This window comes from Sanguibacter massiliensis (assembly GCF_900240335.1).
Classification (GTDB): Bacteria; Actinomycetota; Actinomycetes; order Actinomycetales; family Cellulomonadaceae; genus Flavimobilis; species Flavimobilis massiliensis.
Genome location: NZ_LT964979.1, coordinates 2,540,013 through 2,563,428, shown reverse-complemented (window position 1 = coordinate 2,563,428; position 23,416 = coordinate 2,540,013). Strand labels below are relative to the sequence as shown.

Annotated in this window: 21 protein-coding genes and 1 tRNA gene; 9 read left to right on the top strand and 13 right to left on the bottom strand. The window is 71.9% G+C overall.

Annotated elements, in window-relative coordinates; genetic code table 11:
* Window positions 1–80 precede the first annotated feature (80 nt).
* The 3 genes from C1729_RS11855 to C1729_RS11845 all read left to right on the top strand — a co-directional run bounded on the left by C1729_RS11855 (window position 81) and on the right by C1729_RS11845 (window position 3,378).
* Window positions 81–803, top strand: coding sequence for a response regulator transcription factor (locus C1729_RS11855; RefSeq protein WP_102510123.1), 723 nt, complete (start codon window positions 81–83; stop codon window positions 801–803).
* Window positions 800–2,449, top strand: a complete 1,650-nt coding sequence (locus C1729_RS11850; protein ID WP_102510122.1) for a sensor histidine kinase — start codon at window positions 800–802, stop codon at window positions 2,447–2,449. The genes C1729_RS11855 and C1729_RS11850 overlap by 4 nt, the downstream gene beginning before the upstream one ends.
* Before the next feature lie 104 nt (window positions 2,450–2,553).
* Window positions 2,554–3,378 (top strand): HD domain-containing protein, encoded by an 825-nt coding sequence (locus C1729_RS11845; protein ID WP_242493815.1) that lies wholly within the window; start codon window positions 2,554–2,556, stop codon window positions 3,376–3,378.
* 9 nt (window positions 3,379–3,387) lie between these two features.
* On the opposite strand, the gene C1729_RS11840 is transcribed toward C1729_RS11845, so the two are convergent.
* The 4 genes from C1729_RS11840 to C1729_RS11825 form a co-directional block, all read right to left on the bottom strand.
* Window positions 3,388–3,678, bottom strand: a complete 291-nt coding sequence (locus tag C1729_RS11840; protein ID WP_102510121.1) for a WXG100 family type VII secretion target — start codon at window positions 3,676–3,678, stop codon at window positions 3,388–3,390.
* Between the two features lie 136 nt (window positions 3,679–3,814).
* Complete coding sequence (locus tag C1729_RS11835) at window positions 3,815–4,576, bottom strand: siderophore-interacting protein (protein ID WP_207204613.1); 762 nt, start codon at window positions 4,574–4,576, stop codon at window positions 3,815–3,817.
* A 282-nt stretch (window positions 4,577–4,858) separates the two neighbouring features.
* Window positions 4,859–6,487 carry a chaperonin GroEL gene (gene groL / locus C1729_RS11830; protein ID WP_102510119.1) on the bottom strand — a complete coding sequence of 543 codons (1,629 nt, stop codon included), beginning with the start codon at window positions 6,485–6,487 and terminating at the stop codon, window positions 4,859–4,861.
* 252 nt (window positions 6,488–6,739) lie between these two features.
* Window positions 6,740–8,302 carry a phytoene desaturase family protein gene (locus C1729_RS11825; protein ID WP_102510118.1) on the bottom strand — a complete coding sequence of 521 codons (1,563 nt, stop codon included), beginning with the start codon at window positions 8,300–8,302 and terminating at the stop codon, window positions 6,740–6,742.
* Between the two features lie 135 nt (window positions 8,303–8,437).
* On the opposite strand from C1729_RS11825, the gene C1729_RS11820 reads away from it, so the two are divergent.
* Window positions 8,438–9,808: a glycoside hydrolase family 15 protein gene (locus C1729_RS11820; RefSeq protein WP_102510117.1), complete on the top strand. Its 1,371-nt coding sequence runs from the start codon at window positions 8,438–8,440 to the stop codon at window positions 9,806–9,808.
* Window positions 9,809–9,886: 78 nt separating this feature from the next.
* Here C1729_RS11820 and C1729_RS11815 read toward each other — a convergent pair whose 3' ends face one another.
* The 3 genes from C1729_RS11815 to C1729_RS11805 all read right to left on the bottom strand — a co-directional run bounded on the left by C1729_RS11815 (window position 9,887) and on the right by C1729_RS11805 (window position 11,324).
* The gene (locus C1729_RS11815) at window positions 9,887–10,090 is read right to left on the bottom strand and encodes a cold-shock protein (protein WP_102510116.1); all 204 of its coding nucleotides are present in this window, start codon (window positions 10,088–10,090) and stop codon (window positions 9,887–9,889) included.
* 185 nt (window positions 10,091–10,275) lie between these two features.
* Complete coding sequence (locus C1729_RS11810) at window positions 10,276–10,905, bottom strand: LytR C-terminal domain-containing protein (protein WP_102510115.1); 630 nt, start codon at window positions 10,903–10,905, stop codon at window positions 10,276–10,278.
* A 95-nt stretch (window positions 10,906–11,000) separates the two neighbouring features.
* The gene (locus C1729_RS11805) at window positions 11,001–11,324 is read right to left on the bottom strand and encodes a DUF3263 domain-containing protein (protein ID WP_207204672.1); all 324 of its coding nucleotides are present in this window, start codon (window positions 11,322–11,324) and stop codon (window positions 11,001–11,003) included.
* A gap of 136 nt (window positions 11,325–11,460) precedes the next feature.
* Between C1729_RS11805 and C1729_RS11800 the strand changes: the two genes are divergently transcribed.
* Window positions 11,461–12,156 (top strand): uracil-DNA glycosylase, encoded by a 696-nt coding sequence (locus tag C1729_RS11800; protein ID WP_242493814.1) that lies wholly within the window; start codon window positions 11,461–11,463, stop codon window positions 12,154–12,156.
* Window positions 12,144–12,983, top strand: a complete 840-nt coding sequence (locus C1729_RS11795; protein WP_102510113.1) for an SGNH/GDSL hydrolase family protein — start codon at window positions 12,144–12,146, stop codon at window positions 12,981–12,983. Before C1729_RS11800 ends, C1729_RS11795 begins: the two co-directional genes overlap by 13 nt.
* A 10-nt stretch (window positions 12,984–12,993) precedes the next feature.
* Here the strand turns inward: C1729_RS11795 and C1729_RS11790 are convergent, their stop codons facing one another.
* Window positions 12,994–14,211, bottom strand: coding sequence for a sensor histidine kinase (locus C1729_RS11790; RefSeq protein WP_102510112.1), 1,218 nt, complete (start codon window positions 14,209–14,211; stop codon window positions 12,994–12,996).
* A 166-nt stretch (window positions 14,212–14,377) separates the two neighbouring features.
* Between C1729_RS11790 and C1729_RS11785 the strand changes: the two genes are divergently transcribed.
* Together C1729_RS11785 and arsB are read left to right on the top strand one after the other, a co-directional pair.
* The gene (locus C1729_RS11785) at window positions 14,378–15,043 is read left to right on the top strand and encodes a response regulator transcription factor (RefSeq protein WP_102510111.1); all 666 of its coding nucleotides are present in this window, start codon (window positions 14,378–14,380) and stop codon (window positions 15,041–15,043) included.
* Between the two features lie 109 nt (window positions 15,044–15,152).
* The gene (gene arsB, locus C1729_RS11780; RefSeq protein WP_102510110.1) at window positions 15,153–16,229 is read left to right on the top strand and encodes an ACR3 family arsenite efflux transporter; all 1,077 of its coding nucleotides are present in this window, start codon (window positions 15,153–15,155) and stop codon (window positions 16,227–16,229) included.
* Between the two features lie 96 nt (window positions 16,230–16,325).
* Here the strand turns inward: arsB and C1729_RS14660 are convergent, their stop codons facing one another.
* Window positions 16,326–16,499 carry a hypothetical protein gene (locus C1729_RS14660; protein ID WP_165375495.1) on the bottom strand — a complete coding sequence of 58 codons (174 nt, stop codon included), beginning with the start codon at window positions 16,497–16,499 and terminating at the stop codon, window positions 16,326–16,328.
* Between the two features lie 103 nt (window positions 16,500–16,602).
* On the opposite strand from C1729_RS14660, the gene C1729_RS11775 reads away from it, so the two are divergent.
* Entirely contained in the window at window positions 16,603–16,974 is a 372-nt protein-coding gene (locus C1729_RS11775) for an ArsR/SmtB family transcription factor (RefSeq protein WP_102510109.1), read from the top strand.
* Between the two features lie 85 nt (window positions 16,975–17,059).
* On the opposite strand, the gene C1729_RS11770 is transcribed toward C1729_RS11775, so the two are convergent.
* The 4 genes from C1729_RS11770 to C1729_RS11755 form a co-directional block, all read right to left on the bottom strand.
* Window positions 17,060–17,132: transfer RNA gene (locus tag C1729_RS11770), tRNA-Thr, on the bottom strand.
* 139 nt (window positions 17,133–17,271) lie between these two features.
* Window positions 17,272–19,602 carry an Ig-like domain repeat protein gene (locus tag C1729_RS11765; RefSeq protein ID WP_102510108.1) on the bottom strand — a complete coding sequence of 777 codons (2,331 nt, stop codon included), beginning with the start codon at window positions 19,600–19,602 and terminating at the stop codon, window positions 17,272–17,274.
* Window positions 19,603–19,803: 201 nt separating this feature from the next.
* Window positions 19,804–22,407 (bottom strand): hypothetical protein, encoded by a 2,604-nt coding sequence (locus C1729_RS14655; RefSeq protein WP_165375494.1) that lies wholly within the window; start codon window positions 22,405–22,407, stop codon window positions 19,804–19,806.
* A 108-nt stretch (window positions 22,408–22,515) separates the two neighbouring features.
* Window positions 22,516–23,358 (bottom strand): DsbA family protein, encoded by an 843-nt coding sequence (locus C1729_RS11755; RefSeq protein ID WP_102510107.1) that lies wholly within the window; start codon window positions 23,356–23,358, stop codon window positions 22,516–22,518.
* Window positions 23,359–23,416: the final 58 nt, after the last annotated feature.

The window sequence follows — 23,416 nt, the reverse complement described above, 5'->3', positions numbered from 1 at the left end:
GGGGCGGGGCGGGGCGGCATCGTCGGGAATGTTCAGCGTGCCCTCAGGTGGCTCCCAGAATTCAGGCGCATGCTGGACACATGACCGAGCCCGAGGCATCCATCCTCGTCGTCGACGACGAGCCCAACATCCGTGAGCTCCTCGCGACCTCCCTGAGGTTCGCAGGCTTCGACGTGCGCTCCGCCCCCGACGGCGGCACCGCCCTGCGCCTCGCACGCGAGGCCGCGCCGGACCTCGTGCTGCTCGACGTCATGCTCCCCGACATGGACGGCTTCACCGTGACCCGCCGCCTGCGCGAGAAGGGTCAGACGATGCCCGTCCTCTTCCTCACGGCGCGCGACGACACGCAGGACAAGATCACGGGCCTCACCGTCGGCGGCGACGACTACGTGACGAAGCCGTTCAGCCTCGAGGAGGTCATCGCCCGCATCCGCGCGGTCCTGCGGCGCACGCACGTGCTCGACGCGCTCGACGACTCGGCGGTCCTCCGCCTCGCCGACCTCGAGCTCAACGAGGATACGCACGAGGTGCACCGGGCGGGCCGGCTCGTCGAACTCTCCCCGACCGAGTTCAAGCTGCTGCGCTATCTCATGCTCAACCCGAACCGGGTCCTGTCGAAGGCGCAGATCCTCGACCACGTCTGGCAGTACGACTGGACGGGCGACATGAACATCGTCGAGTCGTACATCTCCTACCTGCGGCGCAAGATCGACGTCGCCGGTCCCGACGGGACGCCGCCGACCCCGCTCATCCACACGAAGCGTGGTGTCGGCTACATGCTGCGTGAGCCGCAGGGCGCATGAGCCTGGTTCCGCCGCCGCCCCCGCCGCCCGGCGCTCCAGAGCCGTCGGTTCCCGAGCCCGACTCGACCCCCGACGCGCCCCAGACTGACGCGCCAGCATTCGACGGCCCAGACACCGTCCATCCCGCCACCGTCCCGCCGGCCACCGAGATCCCGGCGCCCGGCCCCGTCGGCGGCGCCGGCACGTTCCGCGCGCTCGCGAGCCGAGTGACGCTGAGCGCGCGCATGGTCGTCCTCGTCGTCGTCGTCCTGACGATCGGGCTCGTCATCTCGACGGTCGCCGCGACGACGCAGCTGCGCTCGCACATGCTCGACCAGATCGACGAGCAGCTCTCGGTCGCCCTGCGCTCGAGCGAGGGCATGCTCCTCGACGACCTCGTGCGGTCGATCAACCGGACGGCCCTCGAGTCGGACCTTCAGTTGTCGTTGCAGATCGACGGTCGGCAGGTGACGCCGTCGGACAACCGTGACCCTCGATGGGGAACGCCTGACGTCCCGATGTTCACGCTCGACTCGGCGGAGCTCGACGGGGTGCCGTTCACGCTTCAGGGTGAGCCGTCGCCGTCGGGGTTGCGGACGCAGTGGCGTGCGGTGGCGCGCCCGGTCGTGGGCGCTGGCGACAGGTTCATCGGCGCGGTCCTCGTGGCGTTGCCGGTCGCTCCGGTGACGCAGACGACGGCGGAGCTCGCGAAGGTGCTCATCCTTGTCTCGGCGCTGCTCGTGGCGGCGGCGGCGTCGCTCGGCTATCTCGCGGTGCGCAGGTCGTTGCGTCCGCTGCGGCAGATCGAGGCGACGGCGCGACGCATCACGGACGGTGACATGTCGAGCCGCATCCCGGACATGCCGACGTCGACGGAGGTCGGGGCGGTTGCGCAGAGCCTCAACGTCATGCTGGCTCGCATCCAGGAGTCCTTCGAGGCGCAGGCGGCTTCGGAGGCGCGCATGCGGCGCTTCGTCTCGGACGCGAGCCACGAGCTGCGCACGCCGCTCGTCTCGATCCGCGGGTATGCGGAGCTCTATCGGATGGGCGCGGTGACGACGCCCGAGCAGACGTCGGAGACGATGGGGCGCATCGAGTCGTCGGCGGTGCAGATGGGCACGCTCGTCGAGGACCTGCTCGCGCTCGCGCGGCTCGACGAGCAGCGGCCTCTTGCGCTTCAGCGCGTCGACCTCACGGAGGTCGCGGCCGACGCTCTCGCGGATCTGCGCGCGATGGACCCGTCGCGCACGACGACGCTGCTCGTCGCAGCGGCTGACGGCTCGGAGCACGCCGCCGACGACGCTGCGCCGCCGTTGCCGGTCGTCGCGGACGATGCGCGTCTGCGGCAGGTGTTCACGAACCTCGTGGGGAACGTCGCGCGGCACACGCCCGCGGGTTCGCCCGTCGAGATCGTCCTGGCGTCGGACGGCCGGACGGTGCGCGCGGCGGTGCGTGACCACGGTCCGGGTGTTCCGGAGGAGCACAGGGAGGCTGTGTTCGAGCGGTTCCACCGGGTCGATGCGTCGCGCAACTCGGCGTCGGGCGGCTCGGGGCTCGGGCTGGCGATCGTCAGGTCGCTCGTCCGCGCGCACGGCGGGGACGTCGTCGTCGTCGAGACGCCCGGTGGCGGGGCGACGTTCGAGGTGTCGCTGCCCGTCGCGACCTGAGCGTTCCCGGACCGTGTCCGGGACGTGACCGGGAGCGCTGCGCGGGCGGACCCCACACGGGTAGGGTGACAGTTTGTCAGTCGTCGCCCGAGGAAAGCTGTCCCATGAGCGTGTCCTACGTGGACGCCCCGCAGTGGTTGTTCTCGTCCTGGTCCCGTGCGTGCGCAGAGGCGGGCGCGACCGCGTCGCCCGAGCGCATCAGGCAGGTGGGCGAGGCGCTGCTCGCTCGCTGGTGCGATCCGGCTCGGCGCTTCCACGACCTGCGTCATCTTGCGGACGTCCTCAACCGGGTCGACGAGCTCGTCGAGGAGACCCACGAGCCCGCGCTCGTGCGCCTTGCCGCGTGGTACCACGGGGCGATCTTCGACGCTGAGACGAAGGCCGCATACGAGGCACGCGGTGGCGAGAACGAGACGGCGAGCGCGGTGCTCGCCCACGAGCAGCTTCTCGAGCTCGGTGTCCCGGAGCGTGCGGCGCACCGGGTCGCCCAGCTCGTGACGGCGCTCCTGCGTCACGCTCCCGACCCGGCGGACTTCGACTGCGCGGTGCTGTGCGACGCTGACCTCGGGATGCTTGCGGCGGAGCCGCAGCGGTACAAGGCGTATCTTGCGGACGTTCGCAGGGAGTACGCGCACATCCCGGCCCGTGACTTCGTCCGCGCGCGCGTCGCGATCCTCACGCGGCTCCTCGAACGTCGGACGCTCTTCTCGAGCCCGCTCGGCGCAGCGTGGGAGGATGCCGCGCGTCAGAACGTCCAGGGTGAGCTCGTACGGCTGCGCAAGGAATGGGCAGCGCTCGGTGAGGACCCTGCGGAGCTGGACCGCCCCTTCTCGGAGCGCCCCGCGCTCACGGCCGCAATCCCCGCCGTCCCCACGCCGACGGCTCCGCCAGCGGGAGAGCCGTTCGACGACGAGGACGACGAGGACTGAGCCGGTCGCTCAGCGCTGGAACATGCGTCCGGCGTCGGCCTCGGCGGTCTCGTAGATTGACGAGGCGCTCGCGAGGGCGCGTCCGATCGAGTCGAGCGCTTCCTCGAGCTGCTGGCGTGCGAGGTCCCACTCGCTGAGGACGCCCGCGAACCCTGCGGCGCTCGACCCCTTCCACACCTGGCTGAGCTCGCGCAGGTGCACGACCATCGCGGCGGCCTCGCCGCTGATCGTCGCCCTGCTCGTCTGGACCTTCTGGGACGCCTGCGCCACCTGGGCAGAGTCGACCTCGAAGCTCGACATGTCGCTACCTCCTCGAGTCGTGCCCCGGCCGTGCGCCGGGGACGTGGAGGACGCTAGGGCCGTCGAGGCGGGGTGTCGCGGGAGTCGTGCGGATCCGTGGACGGGGTGGCAACCCACCCCACCTGTGGGCAGGTCGTCACGAGTCGTCATCCTCGTGGTGGTCGTGGCCCGAGACGCCGCGGCGCCAGTAGCCGTCGACGTCGACCGCGTCCCGGGGGAGACCGAGATCGTCACGCAGGTAGCGCCGCAGAGGACGCACGGCGCCAGCCTCACCGGCGACCCACACGTAGCCGTCGCCGTCCGGGAGCTCGAGATCGCGGACGGTGTCCGCGAGGAGCGACGTCGTGCCGGGTGCGCGCTCGCCCCGGAAGAGCCACGTGACGTCGGCGTGCGCGTCGGTCGGCAGCGGCAGGACGTCTCCGGCGTCCTGGACCTCGACGATGACGAGCGCGCGGGCGCCCGGTGTCAACTCGTGGAGCCAGCGTGCGGCCGCGGGCAGCCCGGTCTCGTCGACGGCCAGCAGGTACCAGTCTGCCTCGGGCGGGAGCACGGAACCGCGGGGCCCAAGGACGCCGACGCGGTCGCCGAGCTGCACCGAGGATGCCCAGCGTCCGACGACGCCGTGCGGGTGCTCGACGAGGTCGATGTCGAGCGTCCGGGCCTCACGGTCGATCGCACGGATCGTGTAGTCGCGGCTGGGCAGGTCGCGTCCTGAGACCCAGCGGTCGTCGACGACGACGGGCAGCGCGGGCTCCGTGCCGGGCTCGGCGGGCACGAACAGCTTGACGTGGTCGGTAGCCGAGGCCGTCGGCAGGTCGGCGACGTCATTGCCGTGAAGGCGGACGCGCACCATGCGCGCGGCGAGACGCTCGACACCGACGACGGTCAGGGTATGCACCCGCAGAGGGTGCATGCGCCGCGTCGGTGTCCCAGGCGCGGACGGCGCGCTGGCGGGTGGGGTCATCGTCGTTCTCGTCGTCATCGTGGGCCTCTCGCTCACACTATTAGTACTGAGGTAAGGCTAACCATACCCGGCCGCCGTCGCGGCATGCGCGGAACGGCGCACGCCGCGACAGCGTGCGCGACGGCAACGGCGAAGGCCGCCGGTCGGGCGTGAGCCCGGCCGGCGGCCTTCGTGCGTCCTGCGTGGCCCGCGAGGGGCCGACTCAGGCGGCGGGGGTCAGAAGCCCATGCCGCCCATGTCGTCGCCGCCACCCGGCACGGCCGGGGCCTTCTCGGGCTTGTCGGCGACGACCGCCTCGGTCGTGAGGAAGAGCGCAGCGATGGACGCAGCGTTCTGAAGCGCGGAGCGCGTGACCTTGACCGGGTCGTTAACGCCCGCGGCGAGCAGGTCCTCGTAGACGCCGGTCGCGGCGTTGAGGCCCTGGCCCGACGGCAGCGAGCGCACGCGCTCGGCGACGACGCCACCCTCGAGGCCCGCGTTGACGGCGATCTGCTTGAGCGGCGCGTCGATCGCACGGAGCACGATCTGAGCACCGGTGAGCTCGTCACCCTCGAGCGCCTCGAGCGCGGCCGTGGCCTTGGCACCGGCCTGGATGAGCGCGACGCCACCCCCGGCGACGATGCCCTCCTCGACGGCAGCCTTCGCGTTGCGGACGGCGTCCTCGATGCGGTGCTTGCGCTCCTTGAGCTCGACCTCGGTGGCCGCGCCCGCCTTGATGACGGCGACGCCGCCGGCGAGCTTCGCGAGGCGCTCCTGGAGCTTCTCGCGGTCGTAGTCGGAGTCCGACTTCTCGATCTCGGAGCGGATCTGGTTGACGCGACCGGCGATCTGGTCGGCGTCGCCGGCACCCTCGACGATCGTCGTCTCGTCCTTCGTGACGACGACCTTGCGGGCCGTGCCGAGGAGGTCGAGCGTCGCGGTCTCGAGCTTGAGGCCGACGGTCTCGGAGATGACCTGGCCGCCCGTGAGGATCGCGATGTCCTGGAGGATCGCCTTGCGGCGGTCGCCGAAGCCCGGGGCCTTGACGGCGACGGACTTGAACGTGCCGCGGATCTTGTTGAGCACGAGCGTCGCGAGGGCCTCGCCCTCGACGTCCTCGGCGATGATGAGGAGCGAGCGGCCCTGCTTCATCACCTGGTCGAGGAGCGGCAGGAGGTCCTTGACGTTCGAGATCTTCGACTCGACGAGCAGGACGTACGGGTCCTCGAGAACAGCCTCCTGGCGCTCCGGGTCCGTCTCGAAGTAGCGGGCGAGGAAGCCCTTGTCGAAGCGCATACCCTCGGTGAGCTCGAGCTCGAGGCCGAACGTGTTCGACTCCTCGACCGTGATGACGCCCTCCTTGCCGACCTTGTCGAGGGCCTCGGCGATGAGCTCGCCGATCGCGGGGTCGCCGGCGGAGATGGCGGCGGTCGCGGCGATCTCCTCCTTCGTCTCGATCTCCTTGGCGGAGGCGACGAGCTCGGCGGTGACGGCCTCGACGGCCTTCTCGATGCCGCGCTTGATGGCGATGGGGTTGGAGCCGGCCGCGACATTGCGCAGGCCCTCGCGGACGAGCGCCTGGGCGAGGACGGTGGCGGTCGTCGTGCCGTCACCGGCGACGTCGTCCGTCTTCTTGGCGACCTCCTTGACGAGCTCGGCGCCGATCTTCTCGAACGGCTCCTCGAGCTCGATCTCCTTGGCGATCGAGACGCCGTCGTTCGTGATCGTGGGGGCGCCCCACTTCTTGTCGAGGACGACGTTGCGGCCCTTCGGGCCGAGGGTGACCTTGACGGTGTCGGCGAGGGCGTTGAGCCCGCGCTCCATACCGCGACGAGCCTCCTCGTTGAAGGCGATGATCTTTGCCATGGGGATGTGATCCTCCGCTTGTGGCGTTGGGGGTCGGTCGGTGCCCGCGACGGACGGTCCGCGCCGGCGGCGTTCACGTCACGCCGACGGCCCGGGCCTCACCTTGCGACCTGGGTGGGTCCACTGCCCGACCCCGGCGACGACTGTCACTCAAGGGTCGAGAGTGCTAACACCATTATTGGCACTCGGCATGGCCGAGTGCAAGACGGCGGGGGCCATGTCCGCCCTCGGCGCAGACGTCGGTGCCACGCCTCAGCGGGCTCGTCCGTCCGTCGGCGCTGCGAGCGGTCCCGGGCGCCGTCCCCGCCGGCGGAGGAGCGAGAGCGCCGCGAGGTGCCCCGACATGCCGTGGACCCCGGGCCCGGGCGGGGCGGCCGACGAGCCAAGGAGGACGTGCCGCCCGTCGACCTCACCGAGGTGGTGGGGATCGGCGGCGAGCCGCGGCCGCGCGAGCATCTGCCACGCGGTGACGGCGCCGGCGGCGATGTCGCCGCCGACGAGGTTCTCGTCGTGCGCCGACATGCGGGACGCGGGCACGCAGCGCGTCGCGACGACGCGGTCGCGCACGTCGGGCGCGTACCGGGCGACGTGCGTGAGGACGTCTTCCGTGACGTCACGTCCCGAGCTCGCGGGCACGTGGGCGTACGCCCACACGACGCGCAGTCCGTGACGCTCGCGCGCCGGGTCCCACGGGGTCGGGTCGCCGAGGAGCACGACGGGCCGTTCGGCGTGCCGTCCGACACGGACGGCGGCCTGTGCGCGCCGCATGTCGTCGACCGTCCCGGCGACGTGGACGGTGCCCGCCGTGCCGACACGGGCGTCGGCCCACGGCACTGGGCCGTCGAGCACGAGCTGGACGGCGGCGGCGCCCGGGCCGCCACGGAAGCGGCGGAGCGCCGCGCGCACGTGCCGGGGCAGGCGGTGCCCGACGATCCCGAGGGCGCGCGGCACGGAGGTGGTGAGGACGACGTCCGCGCCCGACGGCAGGTCACCCCACGACGTCACGCGGCGGCCGGTCTCGACGCGGACGCGGTGCGCGTGCAGGTCGGCGAGCAGCGCGTCGACGATCGCGCGCGAGCCTCCGACGGGCACGGGCCAGCCGCCCGCGTGCCCGAGCGCGCCGAGCAGCAGCCCCGTGCCGGTCGCGGACGGTGACGAGAGCGGCGCCATCGCGTGGACGGCGACGCCCGCGAGCAGGGCGCCCGCCCGGCCCGAGCGCGGGGCCCGCAGCAGCCCGTCCGCGAGCGCGGCAGCGACACGGAGACGGTCACGCGTGCTCGCTGGCGGTGTCACGCCCGGGCCTCTCCCGGTCCGGGCACTTCTGGTCCTGCTGCCCCCGGCCAGCAGAGTGCGCCTGTCCCCGAGGAGGAGCGAGGCGAGCACGTCGGGGCGGTCGACGAGGGGCCCGAACGTCCGCCGCCACGCGCCGCACTCCCTGCCGAGGCTGGCAACGGTCGCGTCGAGCGACCGGTGCGCGAGCACAGCCCCACCGGGCAGGGGGTGCGCGTAGGAGATGTCGGGGCTCAGGAGGCGCACACCGTGCGCAGCAAGGTCGAACGCGCGCAGGAACGGCGACGCGAGCGCAAGCGGATGCACGGCGGAGCACACGTCGTGCGGCAGCGCCGCGACCTGCTCGACGTCGAACCCCGGACGCACGACGAGCCCGTCGCGCCCGAGCGGCAGCGTGCGCGCTCCCCCACCCGCGGTGTCCTCGGCCTCGAGCACGCGCACGCGCAGCCCGGCGCGCACGAGCGTCACGGCCGCCGCGAGCCCGTTGGGCCCCGACCCCACGACGACGACGTCGACCTCACTCATCGAGACCTCCGCTCGGGCGCCCTGCGAGCCGGGACGCGATGGTCCGAGCGTAGGGCCCGGGCCCGGCGCGCGGCCCGACGGTCACACAGACGGACGCCGCAGGGCCCGGTGCGGTCGACCCGTTACGGTCGTCCCATGCGTGCGCACCGGGGTCGTAAGGTCGCGGGTCTGGCGACGGCGACGGTCCTCGTGGCGACGGCGTTCGTCTCGGGCGCGGGAGTGACGTCGGGCGGCGTCGACGGCAACGTCATCGAGCTGTACTCAGACGGGCTCGTCGTCACGTCGGACGGTGTCGCGACGGTCGCTCCGGGCACCACCCAGCGGTACCTGCCGGGGACGCGGGTGCCGGACGAGCCTGCCGCGCCCGCCGCGCGCAGAGCCGCGCTCGACGAGCGTGCGGCCGCGCAGCGGGCGTGGCTCGACGCCGGCACCGTCCCGGGCGTGGGGACGCCATTCGAGGACATGGCGCGCGGTGCGCTCGCAGACCTGCACGCGCTCGTCGGCGACGACGGTGCGGTGCCGGCGGCGCTCCACGAGCGGTGGGGGTACGCGTGGCCGCGGGACAACGCTTTCGTCGCGGCGGCGCTCGCGCGCACGGGCCACGTCGACGACGCGGTGCGCGTCCTAGGGTTCCTCGCTCGCGTGCAGGCCGACGACGGGTCGTTCGAGGCGCGCTACACGCTCGACGCCGCGGGGCCGCCCGACGGCCGCGCCCCGCAGACGGACAGCACGGGCTGGGTCTTGTGGGCTCTCGGCGAGGTGCTCGAGGCCGCGCCCGAGGGGCCGGCGACGGTTCCCGACGGCGGTGCGCAGGCGGGGCCGCCGACCCGGACGGACGTCGCGCTCAGTCTGCGCGGTCTCCTCGAGCGTGCGACGGACCACGCGCTCGCGCTCACCGACGGCGGTCGCCGGCTGCCTCCCGCGTCCCCCGACTACTGGGAGGTGCGCGAGGCGGTGACGACGCTCGGCACGGCCGCGCCGCTCCTTGCGGGTCTCGAGGCGGCCGCCGACGCGTGGACGCTGCTCGCGGAACCCGACCGGGCCCGAGCTGCGTCCGACGCGGCGTCGGGGCTGCGCGAGCGCGTCGAGGAGTCGTTCGGTGCCCGGGGCTATCCACGCCACGTCACGGGCGGCGCCCGGGACGCCGCGACGGCCTTCGTCCTGCCGCCGTTCGTCGACGAGCCGCTCGTCGGTGCGGAGACCGCGTGGCGGGCGAGCGTCGCTCCCATGAGGCGCCCCGCGGGCGGCCTCGCACCCGGCGGTTCGTGGCGTCCCGACGGCATCTCGTGGACCCCGCAGACGACGCTCTACGCGCTCACCGCGGCCTCGCTCGGTGACCGCGCGACGGCCGAGCACTGGCTCGCCTGGGTCGACGCGCACCGCACGTCGTCGGGCGCAATCCCTGAGAAGGTCCTCGCCGACGGCTCGCCGTCGGCGGTCGCACCGCTCGCGTGGTCGAACGCGAACGTCCTCCTCGCACTCGACGCGCTCGACGACCTCCCGTAGCCCCGACACGCGACGGCGCTCGGCAGCGGAGGCTCCGCTGCCGAGCGCCGTCCCGGAAGATCTGCGCTGTGACCGAGGTCAGAGGGGGCGGACCTGCTCCGCCTGCGGGCCCTTGGTGCCCTGGCCGACCTCGAACTCGACGGGCTGGCCCTCATCGAGGCTCCGGTAGCCGTCCGTCTGGATCGCGCTGAAGTGAACGAAGAGGTCCTGACCGCCGTCGGCCGGGGTGATGAACCCGAAGCCCTTCTCAGCGTTGAACCACTTGACCGTGCCGTGGGCCATGTACTGCTCCTTGCTCGTCTCTCACGTGCGACCGCGCCCTCCGTTGGGTCACGGACACAGCCAGCCTAAGGGAACGACCTGCTCGGAGGAAAGGGGTGACCGGCGCATACCAACAACGGGCAAAGCCACCGGACGTGCGTCGACCCCGGCGGCACGGCCACCGGGGTCGACAGGACGAACGTGGGTCAGCCGACGAGGATGACGGACACGTCGCCGCGCAGGCTCTCGACGAGCGTGACGTTCGCGAGGCCGAGGTCCTTGGCGATCTGCTTCGCCTCGTCCTCGAGGTCGACGGAGCGGTACCAGACGGACGACGTCGCGGGAGCGTTCGAGCCGGCCGGGAAGTTGTCGCCGACGACGTTCGTCCAGCCGGCTCCCCTGAGGGTCGAGACGCGCGTCGCGGCGAGGCCCTGCGTGCGCGTCGCGTTGAGCACACGGATCGCGGTCGAGCGGTCGAGCTCGGGTGTCGTCGGTTCCTCGGTCGTCGGTTCCTCGGTCGTGGGTTCCTCGGTCGTCGGCTCGTCCGATGCCTCGACGGTCGTCGTGGGATCGGCCGGCGTCGGCTCGTCGCTCTCCGTCGGCGTGACGCTGGGCGCGGCCGTCGTCGCGGGCGGCGGCGTCCCGGTCGAGCCAGGCCGTCCCTGCAGGGTGAACCACGTGACGAGCGCGGCGGCGAGGGCCGCGCACACGACGATGACGACGAGGAAGGGCCACACCTTGCTCCACGTCGACCGGGGCGCGTGGTGGATGCCCAGGGCATGGGTGTCGTCGAGCTCGGTGTCGAACTCGTCGTTCGGGTAGGGGTATCCGCTCACGAGGACAGGCTACCGGTGCGTGCGTGCCGGACGACCACGGCGCGGCTGGTCAGGACGCGGAGAGGTTGCGAAGATCAACGGCCTGCCCGGCCGCCTCAGGCCTCGGCGCCGAGGCGCCGCTGGCTGCGCGCGCGGTGCCGGCTCGACCGCAGGCGTCGCAGACGCTTGACGAGCATCGGGTCGAACGCCAGGGCCTCGGGCGTGTCGATGAGCGCGTTGAGAACCTGGTAGTACCGCGTCGCAGGCAGGTCGAAGAGCTCGCGCACGGCCTGCTCCTTCGCGCCCGCGTACTTCCACCACTGACGCTCGAACGCGAGAATCTTCTCGTCGCGCTCGCTCAGGCCCGACGGACGGGTCTCGGGTGCGTCCGTCGTCGTGATGTCCCCGTGCTCGTCGGGGACCGCGTGCAGCTCGGCCACCGCCGCCTCCCTCGTCTTGTCGGTCGCTCGCGCGGCCCGCGGCCACGCTCTGCCGATCGTACGCGCGAACCACACGGGTGTCATTCCTCCCGGCCAGCGCCACGCCCGCCGACGACCAGCCGGTAGCGTCGTCCCCGTGCCGCTCCTCGATGACGTCCACCCCACCTGGGCGCGCGCCCTCGCCCCCGTCGCGCCGCACCTCGCAGAGATCGAGACGTTCCTCGACGCCGAGGCGGTCGCGGGGCACGAGGTGCTGCCGCCCCGGCACCAGATCATGCGCGCGTTCACCCGCCCGCTCGACGACGTGCGCGTCCTCGTCGTCGGGCAGGACCCCTACCCGACGCCCGGCCACGCGCACGGCCTCGCGTTCTCGTGCGAACCCGACGTGAGCCCGCTGCCCCGCTCGCTGCGCAACGTGCTCGTCGAGCTCGCGTCCGACACGGGCGTCGCCGACGCGACGAGCGGCGACCTCTCGGCGTGGGCGGACCGCGGCGTCCTCCTCCTCAACCGTGTCCTCACGGTGCGCGCCGGCGACGCAGGCTCGCACCGGGGCCATGGCTGGGAGCACGTCACCGACCACGTCGTCGACGTGCTCGACGCACGCCCTGCGCCGCTCGTCGCGATTCTTTGGGGCAAGGACGCCGAACGCCTCGCCCCGCGGCTCACGCGGCACCCCGTCCTCGTCTCCGCGCACCCGAGCCCGCTCTCGGCACGCCGCGGGTTCTTCGGCTCAAGACCCTTCACGAGCGCGTCCGCCGCGCTCGAGGACCAGGGCGCCCCGCCCGTCGACTGGTCCCTCACCCCGCCCGCGGGTGCAGGATGGATGCTGTGACGACCGAGCACCCGACCGACGCGACCCCGACTCCCCCGCCGGCACCCCGCTGGCGCCGCTACGTCGCGATCGGCGATTCCTTTACCGAGGGCCTCTGGGACCGCGAGACGCCCGGCTCCGACGCGTGCCGCGGCTGGGCCGACCGCCTCGCCGAGCACCTCGACGCTCGCACCCCCGGCGGCGTCGAGTACGCGAACCTCGCGGTCCGCGGCCGGCTCCTCGGACCGATCCTCACCGACCAGTTGCCCGCAGCGCTCGACCTCCAGCCCGACCTCGTCTCGATCGTCGGCGGCGGCAACGACATCCTCCGCCCCGGCGTCGACGTCGACCGGCTCGCCGCCCGCCTCGAGAACGCCGTCGCTCGCGTCCGCGAGACCGGCGCCGACGTCCTCCTCGCGACGGGCGTCGACGCCGACGGCTCGGCGCTCCTGCGGCTCACACGACCCCGTGTCGCCACGTTCAACGCGCACGTGTGGTCGATCGCCCGCCGCCATCGCGCTCACGTGCTCGACCAGTGGGGCATGCGCTTTATCAAGGACTGGCGGTTCTGGGACGTCGACCGCCTCCACCTCACGAGCGAAGGTCACCGCCGCGTCGCGGAGGCTGCGCTCGAGGCCCTCGGCCTCGAGCCGACCGACGTCGCGTGGGACGTGCCGCTCGACGCGCTCACGCCCGAGGCCTGGTCGGTGCGTGCCCGCGAGAACGCCGTGTGGATGCGGCAACACGCACTCCCCTGGGTACAGCGCCGCCTCACGGGACGCTCGTCCGGCGACGGCCGCACCCCGAAGCGTCCAACGGCCGGGCCGCTCGGCCCCAATCCCCGCTGACGCGCGCGGCTCAGCCGTCGGACGGCAGGTGGCCGAGCCCCGTGATCGCCTCGCGCGTCACGGGGACGCGCGCCCGCAGGTGCGCGTGGTGCAGCGCCCTGCCGTCGATCTCGCCTGACGTGATGCGCGACGCCTCGACGTCGGAGCCGACGTCGAGCGTCCCTCCCGCGAGCTCGACCCGTTCCCGCAGCCGGCGCGTCCCCGAGCCGTGCTTCGCCCGGCTCATGTCGACCGCCGCGCCGTTGTTCGCGACGTCGACGACGATCGTCGACTCGCCCTCGAGATCGAGCCGTACGTCGAACGACGTCGCGTGCCCGTGGCGCAGCCCGTTCGTCACGGCCTCCTCGACGATGCGCACGACGAGCAGCCGGTCCGCGGGCCGCACCTCGGAGTTGCCCGGGTCGTCGCGCCGCCTCAGCGCGTCACCGACGTGGAGGCGCGTCGCGATACCCGTCGGCAGGCGGCGCAGCATCATGCGCACCGCAGGGACGACGCCGATCTCGATGCCTTCGGGGTAGAGCATGCGGCTCGTCGCGCGCACGTCGTTCTCCCGGATGTCGTCGAGGTCGCGGCGCAGCGCCATGAGTGCTTCGACGTCCTCGTCGCCGAACCCGCGCCGGCGCGTCTCCTCGATGAACATGTCGACCTGGACTGCCGCGATGACGAGCCGCTGCTGGAGGCTTCCGTGGAGGCCCTCGGCGATCGATCGCCGCACGCGGACCTCCTCGGTCTCGAGCGTCCGCAGGGCCAGCTCGCGCTGGTAGGCGGCGTGCGCGGCGGAGCGCGCCTCGAGCCTCTCGGCACGCCGGACGGCCGCGTACGCGAAGCCCAGGCAGCCCGCTCCCAGGCAGAACACGAACCCTGAGATCGTCTCGACCCAGCGGACCCCGGGGGCGTCAGGAAGCACGTGCGTGACGACGAAGGACCCGAGCCGCACGCCCGCCGCGACCGCGGCAGCGAGCACGAGCGCGGGCAGCGCGCCCCAGAGCTGCCGGTACCGGTGTGCTTTCGTGAGGATGAGACCCGCTGCAAGGACGAGGCCCGTGAGGAGGTTGATGAAGAACCGCGTCGACGACGGGACGACCGTCGCGGGCAGGCCGAAGGCGCCCTGGGCCCACAGGTAGGCGGCGGTGACGACGTAGAAGGACTCGATGATGATGAGCGACGCACCGACGTGCGCGACGCGGTCACGCCTGTCGTCGAACGCGTCGAGGGTGCTGGTTCCCATGCTCAAGTATCACCACGAACTGTCATCTCCGGGAGTCCTCGGAAGTTGCGACCTCACCGGCGCTCCGCTGTCGCGAGGTGAGCCGCTCGGTGCGTGGGGACGATCCCGGGGAGGATCCTGTGCTCATGCACTCCCGTCCTGGCTCGTCAAGCGCAATACTGGGGCGATGGAACACGGTGAGGGAACCCTGCGTGTCGCGGTCGTCGAGGACCACACGCTCTTCCGGAGCATGCTCGAGCACCTCGTCGCCGACGTCCCGGACATGGAGCTCGTCTGCTCGGTCGAGACCGCGACCGAGGCACGCGCTCGCATCACGCCCGGCTCGACGGACGTCGTCATCCTCGACGTCGACCTGCCCGACGGCAACGGCATCGGCCTCGGCGTGCTCCTGTGCCGCGCCGACCCGACCCTCAAGGTCGTCCTGCTCTCCGCGCAGGACGCGATCGACCTCATGCTCGACCTGCCGCGCGACGTCGCTGGCAGCTGGAGCTACCTGTCGAAGACGTCGACGCACGACTCCGACTCGCTGCTGCGCGCCGTGCGCGTCGCGGCGGCCGGCGGCTCGACGCTCGACCCGGTGCTGCTCGAGCGCATGCGGCCGCGCGCCGGCTCGCGCGTCGCGCAGCTCACCGACCGTCAGTACTCCGTCCTGCGGCTCCTCGCGTCGGGCCTCTCGAACGCGGGGATCGCGCACGAACTCGGCATCGCCGAGAAGTCCGTGCAGAACCACGTCAACGCGGTGTACTCGACGCTCGGGATCGACGCGCACCCGGACCGCAACCCACGCGTGAGCGCCGCACTGCAGCTCATCGAGGAGACGGGACCTGCCTGACGGGCCGCTTCGGGGGACGACGTAGGCCCCGGAGCCCTCGCGGGCTCCGGGGCCTACGCGCGAAAGTGCCCGGCTGGACGGGGATATCGACAGGTGTCAATATTGACGCATGTCGATGCGAACGGCCCCTGCCGCACCACCCCGCACCCTCTCGCAGCTCGACCGCCTTCTGCCAGCATGGATCGGCATCGCGATGGTCGCGGGCCTCCTCCTCGGCCGATTCGTCCCCGCACTCTCCGACGTCCTCACCTCAATGGAGGTCGGCGGGATCTCCCTGCCCATCGCCCTCGGCCTCCTCGTCATGATGTACCCCGTCCTCGCGAAGGTCCGCTACGACAAGGTCGCCGCCGTCACCGGCGACACACGGCTCCACGTCTCCTCGCTCGTCCTCAACTGGCTCGTCGGCCCCGCACTCATGTTCGTGCTCGCCTGGACGTTTCTGCCGGACCTCCCCGAGTTCCGCACCGGTCTCATCATCGTGGGCCTCGCCCGCTGCATCGCCATGGTCGTCATCTGGAACGACCTCGCATGCGGCGACCGCGAGGCCGCCGCCGTCCTCATCGCGATCAACTCGGTGTCCCAGGTCCTCGCGTTCTCCCTGCTCGGCTACTTCTACCTCACCGTCCTGCCCGGCTGGCTCGGCCTCGACACCGCAGGCATCGACATCTCCATGGGGCAGATCGCGCTCAACGTCCTCGTCTTCCTCGGCGTGCCGCTGGTCGCAGGCTTCGCGTCCCGCCTCCTCGGCGAGCGCACGCGGGGCCGCACCTGGTACGAGGAGAGGTTCCTGCCCGCCGTCGGCCCGTGGGCGCTCTACGGCCTGCTCTTCACGATCGTCCTGCTCTTCGCGCTCCAGGGCGACGCCGTCACGTCGCGCCCGCTCGACGTCGCGCGCATCGCGCTGCCCCTGCTCGCGTACTTCGCGATCATGTGGGCCGTCGGGATGATCGTCGGCAAGACTCTCGGGCTCGGCTACGCGCGGACGACGACGCTCGCCTTCACCGCGGCCGGCAACAACTTCGAGCTCGCGATCGCCGTGTCGATCGCGACGTTCGGCGCCACCTCGGGTCAGGCCCTCGCGGGCGTCGTCGGGCCGCTCATCGAGGTGCCCGTCCTCGTCGGCCTCGTCTACGTTTCGCTAGGGGCCGCGCGCCGCTGGTTCGGCGTCGACCCCGTCGCCGGCTGACGACGCACGTCGTTCCGCGCAGGAGGGGCCGCACCCGGCGGGTGCGGCCCCTCCTACACGCCCGGCCCGTCCGGTCGACCGGACGCGACGGACTGCTCAGGCGCCCTGCGGCGCGGGCTTGCGTGCGCGCACGATCGCGCCGTGCGTGCCGTCGGCGACGACGTCGGAGATCCCGAACCTACCGGCGGGGACGAGCACGTGGAACGCCTCGGCGGGCACCGCGGCCAGCGCGTAGCGGGCCTTCACCTGCTCCCGGATGTCCTGCGTCATCGCTCCTCCTTGATATCGATACCGGTCGATCCCTTCGAGCATGCGGCAGACATCGATGACTGTCAATGTCGACACGGGCCGCCCCATAGCGCACGATGAGGCCATGGCACGCGACCCGCTCCCGACAGCACCGACCGCCTGCTGCACCCCGCAGGCCGGCACCGCGCTCGACCCCGAGGACGCCGAGCGCACCGCACGCACCCTCAAGGCCCTCGCGGACCCCGCGCGCCTCCGGCTCCTGTCGATCATCGCGGCGCACGACGGCGGCGAGGCGTGCGTCTGCGACCTCGTCGACCCCGTCGGGCTCTCCCAGCCAACCGTGTCCCACCACCTCAAGGTCCTCACCGAAGCGGGCTTCGTCACTCGGGAGAAGCGCGGCGTGTGGGCCTACTACACGCTCGTCCCCGACGCGGTCGACGGCCTGCTCACCCACCTCGGCCACCTCCTCGCCCCACGCCCCAGCACTTCCCGGTAGCCGCGTCGCGCACGCATGTTGCACGCGACGGAACGACGAAGGCCCCCGACCTGCATAAGTGCAGGTCGGGGGCCTTCGTTCGCGGAGCCGCCTGTCGGGTTCGAACCGACGACCTTCGCTTTACAAGAGCGGTGCTCTACCAGCTGAGCTAAGGCGGCGCGTCCTCGCGGACGGTGCGGCCACGAGTGTAGCCGGAACTACGGCGCCAGGCTGCCGCGCGTCACCGACGACGCAGGCCCCGGGACCCTCACGGGTTCCGGGGCCTGCGTGTTCACGACAGACGCGCGCGGACGAGCGTCAGCGCACCTTGACCCTGAGGGTCTTCGTCGACGCCTTGGCGACCTGCGAGGACCCCGCGTAAGAGACCTTCACCTTGTGCGTGCCCTTGGGCAGCTTCACGGAGATCTTGCCCTTGTGCTTCGACGAGAGCTTCACCGTGACCTTCTTCTTGCCGTAGGTCACCGTGACCTTGCCGGTCGGCGCCTTGATCCCGCTCGCGGTCACGCGCACGGTGACGGACTTCTTGCCGCCCGTGACCTTGACCGAAGCCTTGGCCTTCGGCACGGCCTTCGTCACGGCCGACGTCTTCACCGTCGTCGTGTAGCCCGCACGCGTGAGCGTGACCCGCACCGAGAGCTTGGCAGCCGCGTCAGAGCCCGCGACCTTGTACGTCGACTTCGTCGCGCCCTTGATCGTCTTGCCGTTGCGGAGCCACTGGTACTTCGCGACCCACCCCTGCGGGGCGGCCGACGCACCAAGCGTCGCGCCGATCTTCGGCGTGCCCGTGATCTTCGCCGTGAAGGCGACCGCGTTGCCCGGCGCGACAGCCGCAGCGGCCTGGACCGCGATCGACGTGTCGGCCCGGTTCGTGGCGGAGGCCGTCACCGTAACGCCCAGAAGCTTGCCGGCGTCGGCAGCGACAGGCGTGTACGACGCGCCGGTCGCCCCGGCGATCGGGGCCCCGTCGCGCGTCCACTGGACGGCGAGCTGGGCGTCCGCGACGTCCCACGTGCCGAGCGTCGCCGTGACGGCCGAGCCGACCTTGGGCGTTCCCGCGATACGCGGAGCGACCGACGCGCGCGGTGCGTCGCCCTTCTCCGTGATCGTCGTCCACCAGCTCGCAGCTGACGACGCGTGACCGGGCGCCGAGACGACGGTGACGGCGGTCAGTTCTGCGTCGAGCGCCGATGCCGGGACCGTGAACGCGTCACCGGTGGCGACGACCTTGCCGCCGATCGACCAGTACGTCGTCACCGTCGCACCGGTTGCCGGGCGATTGATCTTCGTCGAGACCGTGAGCTTCGCGCCGACGCGCGAGGCGCCGGAGACCTTTCGGTCGAAGCTGAGCGTGCCCGCGGCGGGCGCAAGTGCCAGCGTCGTCGTGCCGCCGGTGACGGTGACGTCGATGATCTGGCTCGCGACACCCGCGTCCGACGTTGCTGAGACGAGGTACGGGCCCGGCAGGAGCCTCGTGAACTCTGCGGTCGGGCGCGTCTCGCTCACGCTGTACGACTCGTTGTCCGTGCCCGACAGAGCGCGCAGTGCGACGGTGGCCGTGCCGCCCTTCGGCAGCCCCGTGACCGTCACCGCGTGACCGAGATACACCTCGTCGAGGGTGATCCGCGGGACCTCCACGGTCTGGCCGTCAGCGGCGGTGAAGCGCTGGGCAGCAGCGAGGTTGCGCGCCCCGCCCGCATACTTCGTGACGAAACCAGCGCCGTCCTCACGCGTGCCGTACGCACCGACGGTGTAGACCTTCCCAGGCTCGACCTTGAGGGCGTAGCCACCGAGGGCAACCGTCGACGAGGCGACATAGTGCCACTCCTCGTAGAACTCGTCCCACACGTAAGCATCGACCTCGCCATACCTGGCCCGGACGCCGGGCAGGACAGAGACCTCGCCCTGGAGTGTCGCGGCCGCGCGGACCGCGAACGTCTGGGTCGTCGGGCCGCCGTTAGCAGGCGTCGTGAAGAACTGAGCGTCGTAGGCGCTCCGCGCACCGCCGAGATGCTGGAGGAACGTCGCGCCGTCGGAGCCGGCACGCAGCGTGTAGCTCGCGCCAGCCTGGACCTTGAACGTCACGACTCCCGCCGCGTCGACGTCACGATCGTCGACGTTGTCGTAGTCGACGACAGACCCGTTCTCGACGTAGACGCGCAAGAGCTGCACCGAGGCCCCCTTCGGCAGGCCCGACGTCTGCGCGGTGAGAAGAGGCGCCTTGGGCACGTCCATGCGCTGCTCGAACGCAGAGCCGTCCGCGGGCGCCGTGAAGAACGCTGCGTCTTGGATGTAGTTCGCGCCACCGAAGAACTGCAAGTTCGTCTCGGCGGTCTCGTCGATCCGGAGCGAGTAGGTCTGGCCGGGAACGGTGACGAAGGACACCCTCCCCGCGCCGTCCGTGTACTCGCTGTCAGAGGTCCACCAATCCTGGACCCGTCCCTCGTCGACCTCGACCGCGTAGAGCCTGACCTGAGTGTCCTCAGGGACGCCTCCGGTCTGGACGGTCAGGGTCTGGACGGGTTCGGCCGCCGCGGTAGCCGGAAAGGTGCCGGCGATGCCGCCGGCGACGGCAAGGGCAAGGAGTGCGGAGACCGCGCGTCTCACCCTTGTGCGTGCTGTGCTGAGCATGATGCTCCCTGATGTCGTTCATGCACCGAGCTCCCTGGAGCGCCGGGGTCCCTGGATCCATGCCCCGGCCGCCCTGCTCGGCCACGACCATCTTGGCGGCAACAACAGTCACTGACAAGCACACCTCGCGAAGAGCCACGGGGTGGGCAAGACCTCACCTACCCGACGGCTCCCGTCGCGACTCTCGACCGGCGCGTCCCGTCACCCCGCGCGCACCACCGCCGTCGTCCGCGACGTTGTCGACGTGCTCACGTACCCGCTGCGCACGGCCGTCACCCGGACGGCGATCCGCGCACCACGGTCGGCCGCCCGGAGCCGGTACGTCGCCTTCGTCGCCCCGGCGATCTTCTTCCCGGAGCGCAGCCACTGGTACCGCACCTTCGCCGCCGGTCTCCACGTGCCCGCCCGCGCCGTGAGCGTCCGCCCGACGCGCGCCGTCCCCGAGACCTTCGGGCGCGGGGCGGAGCGGAACCGCGCCCCCGGGACCGCGCGGGCTGCCGAGACCTTCGACGTCGTCGCGTACCCGGCGCGACGCGCGGTGACGCGCACCGAGATCCTGCGACCACGGTCGGCCGCGGTGACGGTGTACGTCGAGCGCGTCGCCCCCGAGATCGACCTGCCGTCACGCAGCCACCGGTAGGACACCGTCGCCGCGGGCTTCCACGTCCCGGCCCTCGCGGTGAGCTTCTTGCCGACGCGCGCGGTCCCGGAGACCGTCGGGCGCGGGGCCGCGGTGAAGGGGCGCGACGATGTGGCAGCGACGACCTTCGCGGTGGGCCGCGAGTAGAACGACGACCGTTTCGTGAAGCGACCGACCGAGAACTCTCCCCGCACCCCGACCTGGATCCTCTTGCCGATGTCCCTGCGCCGGACCACGTACCGGGGGCCGTGGACGCCGTCGACCTCGACGCCGTCGACGTACCAGGCATAGGTCACCGAGCTCGCGGCCGGCACCGTGACACCGCGGGTCGCGACGAGCTTCGTTCCGACGCGCGCCGCGCCGACGATCCGCGGCGCCGTGACCCCGTGGGCGTCGACGAGGGTCTCCTGGGAGATTCTTGTCGTCACCAACCTGCCCTTGGCGTGCGCCGTCACCTCGACGTTGATCGCGTGGCCGGGGTCGTCGAGCGTCACCGTGTAGGTGCGCGCCGTCGCGCCGCGCACGGCGACCCCGTCGCGCAGCCAGCGGTACGTGAACGTGGGCTTCGGCGACCATGTCCCCGTGTCCGCCGTGAGCGTGCGACCAACCTCGGCGAACTCCGTGACCGTCGGCCGGCTCGTCCTCGTGAAAGGCGTGAGCGGCAGGGTCACGGTCCGCGGCGCGGTCGGTGCGGAGACGTCGATCGCCCGCAGGACGTTGCGGGTCCCACCGTGGTCGACGAAGTCCGACGGTGGCAGGATGTCGCGCTGCGTCACCCAGAGGAGCCGGTCGCCGACGACGACGGGAGGTGACGTCGGCAGGTGCGCTGACGTCGCGAGCGACACGCTCGCCCTGACGACGCCCGCGGGGCTCACGAGCCGATACTCCGTCCGGCGGCCGATGCCCCCGTCAGTGCGCTTGACCGCGACATGGAAGAGCACGGCAAGATCGCCCGACGGCAGCGTCGTGATGCTCGGCTCACCGACCATCGTCGTCGACGTCAGCGGGTGGTTGTCCGTGAGCCACACGAACTTCTGCGTGCCCGTCGCGAGGTCGACGAGCGCGACGTAGACGTTCGACTGCGACTGGCCCGCCGCGTTTTCACGGAGCCCCGTGATGCCCCGGACCGCGTTGCGGTGGGGCGAGGAGATCCCGGCGACGGCCGCGACGGTCCCCGTCGTCGCAAGGCCGTTGACCGTCACGCCCGTGAAGTTCGCCCCCCTCCCCCCGTCGAGAGCGACGAGCGTGTACGTGTCGAACGCGTCACCCGGCCCTGTGACCACGGCCCTCACCGCCCGCGGATGGGCATCGCCGTGGTCGATGCGGACGACGGCACCGTCGACCGCCGCGACGAACTGGTTGAACGAGTGCGAGGCGTACGCGTCGCTCGTCTCGACGAAGCGAGTCATCGTCGACGCGTCAAGGGTGAGCGTGACGTTCGACTGGTGTCGCACGCCGCCCGGACCCCCGTACATGAGACGCGACATATGGAGATGGAGCGTCGTGCCGACGAGCGCGAGATCGGGCGATCCTGCCTCGAACGGAGCGGCGATGCCCGCGAACTTCCGGTGGATCGCGCCCGAGGCGATGCCCGTCGAGCCAAGGTGCACGAGGCCGCGCGTGAGCTTCGAGACCCGCACGACCTCGCGGGCGTCGCCCTCGGCGTCGTTGTTCTCACCGGTGACGACGTAGACGTCGACGCCGAGCACCTTGACGGCACCGACGATCGGCAGCCCCTGGGTGAACGCGACCTCGGTGCGGCTCACGACCGTGTAGGCGACCGGGTCGAGGAGCGTCGAGACGAGCCGGCCGGGCGTGCACGCCGAGACGAGCCGGACGAGCGATCCCTCGGGCGCGAGCGTCGAGCACAGGGGCGTCGCCCAGTTCCACGGACTCTCGTCGCGGTACCTGTTGCCATCGAGCGTGTACCGTCCGCCGAGCCCGAGGCGCGCGCCGTCCTCGACCGGCATGAGGTCGTCAGCCCGCGTCTCGACCTCATCGATGTCGGCGGAGCGCGCCACGGCGACGTGTGTCGGCACGAGCCCGGCGAGCGCGAGCCCGACGCTCACGACGAACCCCACGTGTCGCCCGAACGCCCGCCGCCGCACCGTGCGGCGCCCGCGTGCGACGACGCCGTCCGACGTGACGTTCCTCTGCACCCGCATGTCACCCTGCTCTCCGACGGGCCCTGTTCCCGCCGGTCCCCATCATGGCCGACGGCCCCGCCCCCGTGAAGCCGGGGCGGGGCCGGCGGACCTGCCTCGGTGTGAGGATCAGCCGTTCGTGGCGGCAGCGTCGACCGCGGCGCGGAGCGCGCCCGGCGTCTGCCAGTTGCCTTCGAACTTCTCGCCCCCGATGACGATGGTCGGCGTTGAGAAGCCCCTGCGACCGTCCGGGAAGTCCGTCCAGAGCTTCTCGTTCTTGCCCACGGTGCCCGTCTGGGCGGCGACCCAGGCCGCGTGCGCCTTGTACGCGTCCTGCGCAGCGATGCCGTCGGCCACCTCGGCAGGAACACCGGCGCTTTTCGCGATGTCAGCGATCTCCCGGTCCGTCAGGCCCTTGGTCTTCTCGTCGGGCTGGGCGGCGAACATTGCAGCGATGAACGCGTCGAACTGTGCGGGCGCCTTCTCGGCGATCCAGAACGCCGCCGTGGCGGACCGGGTCGAGAACGCTGTGCCCTGGGAGAGATGGTCGAGAATCGCGACCGGGTGGTAGACGACCGTCACGTCGCCCGCTTCGCGCCACTGCTTGACGAGCGCACCGTTCGTCTCCTCGAAGACCCCGCACCAGACGCACATGAAGTCGAGGTAGAGGTCCATGACAGGCGCTCCCTCGTTCACCGTGCCGGCTGCGCCGTCCTTGCCGACAGAGATTCCGCCGTCGGCGTTGACGACCGACGGCGTCGCGAGCGGGGCCGGCTCTGGCAGTTCGACAGGACGGGACGCGATGACGGCCCAGATGATCGCGGCGACGAGCGCGGCGACAGCGACGCCGAACGCGGAGATCGTGATGATCTTCACGCGCTTCTCGCGTGCGGCCTGCTCGGCGCGCATCGTCGCGGCAAGGTTGCGGGCCGCGTCGCGGCTCTGGGCGGGGGCGGACTTCTTCGAGGACATCGTGGTCCCTTCCGGATGGTTCGGGGAGTGCGGGTGCTGGTGCGGGCGGGTGCGGGCG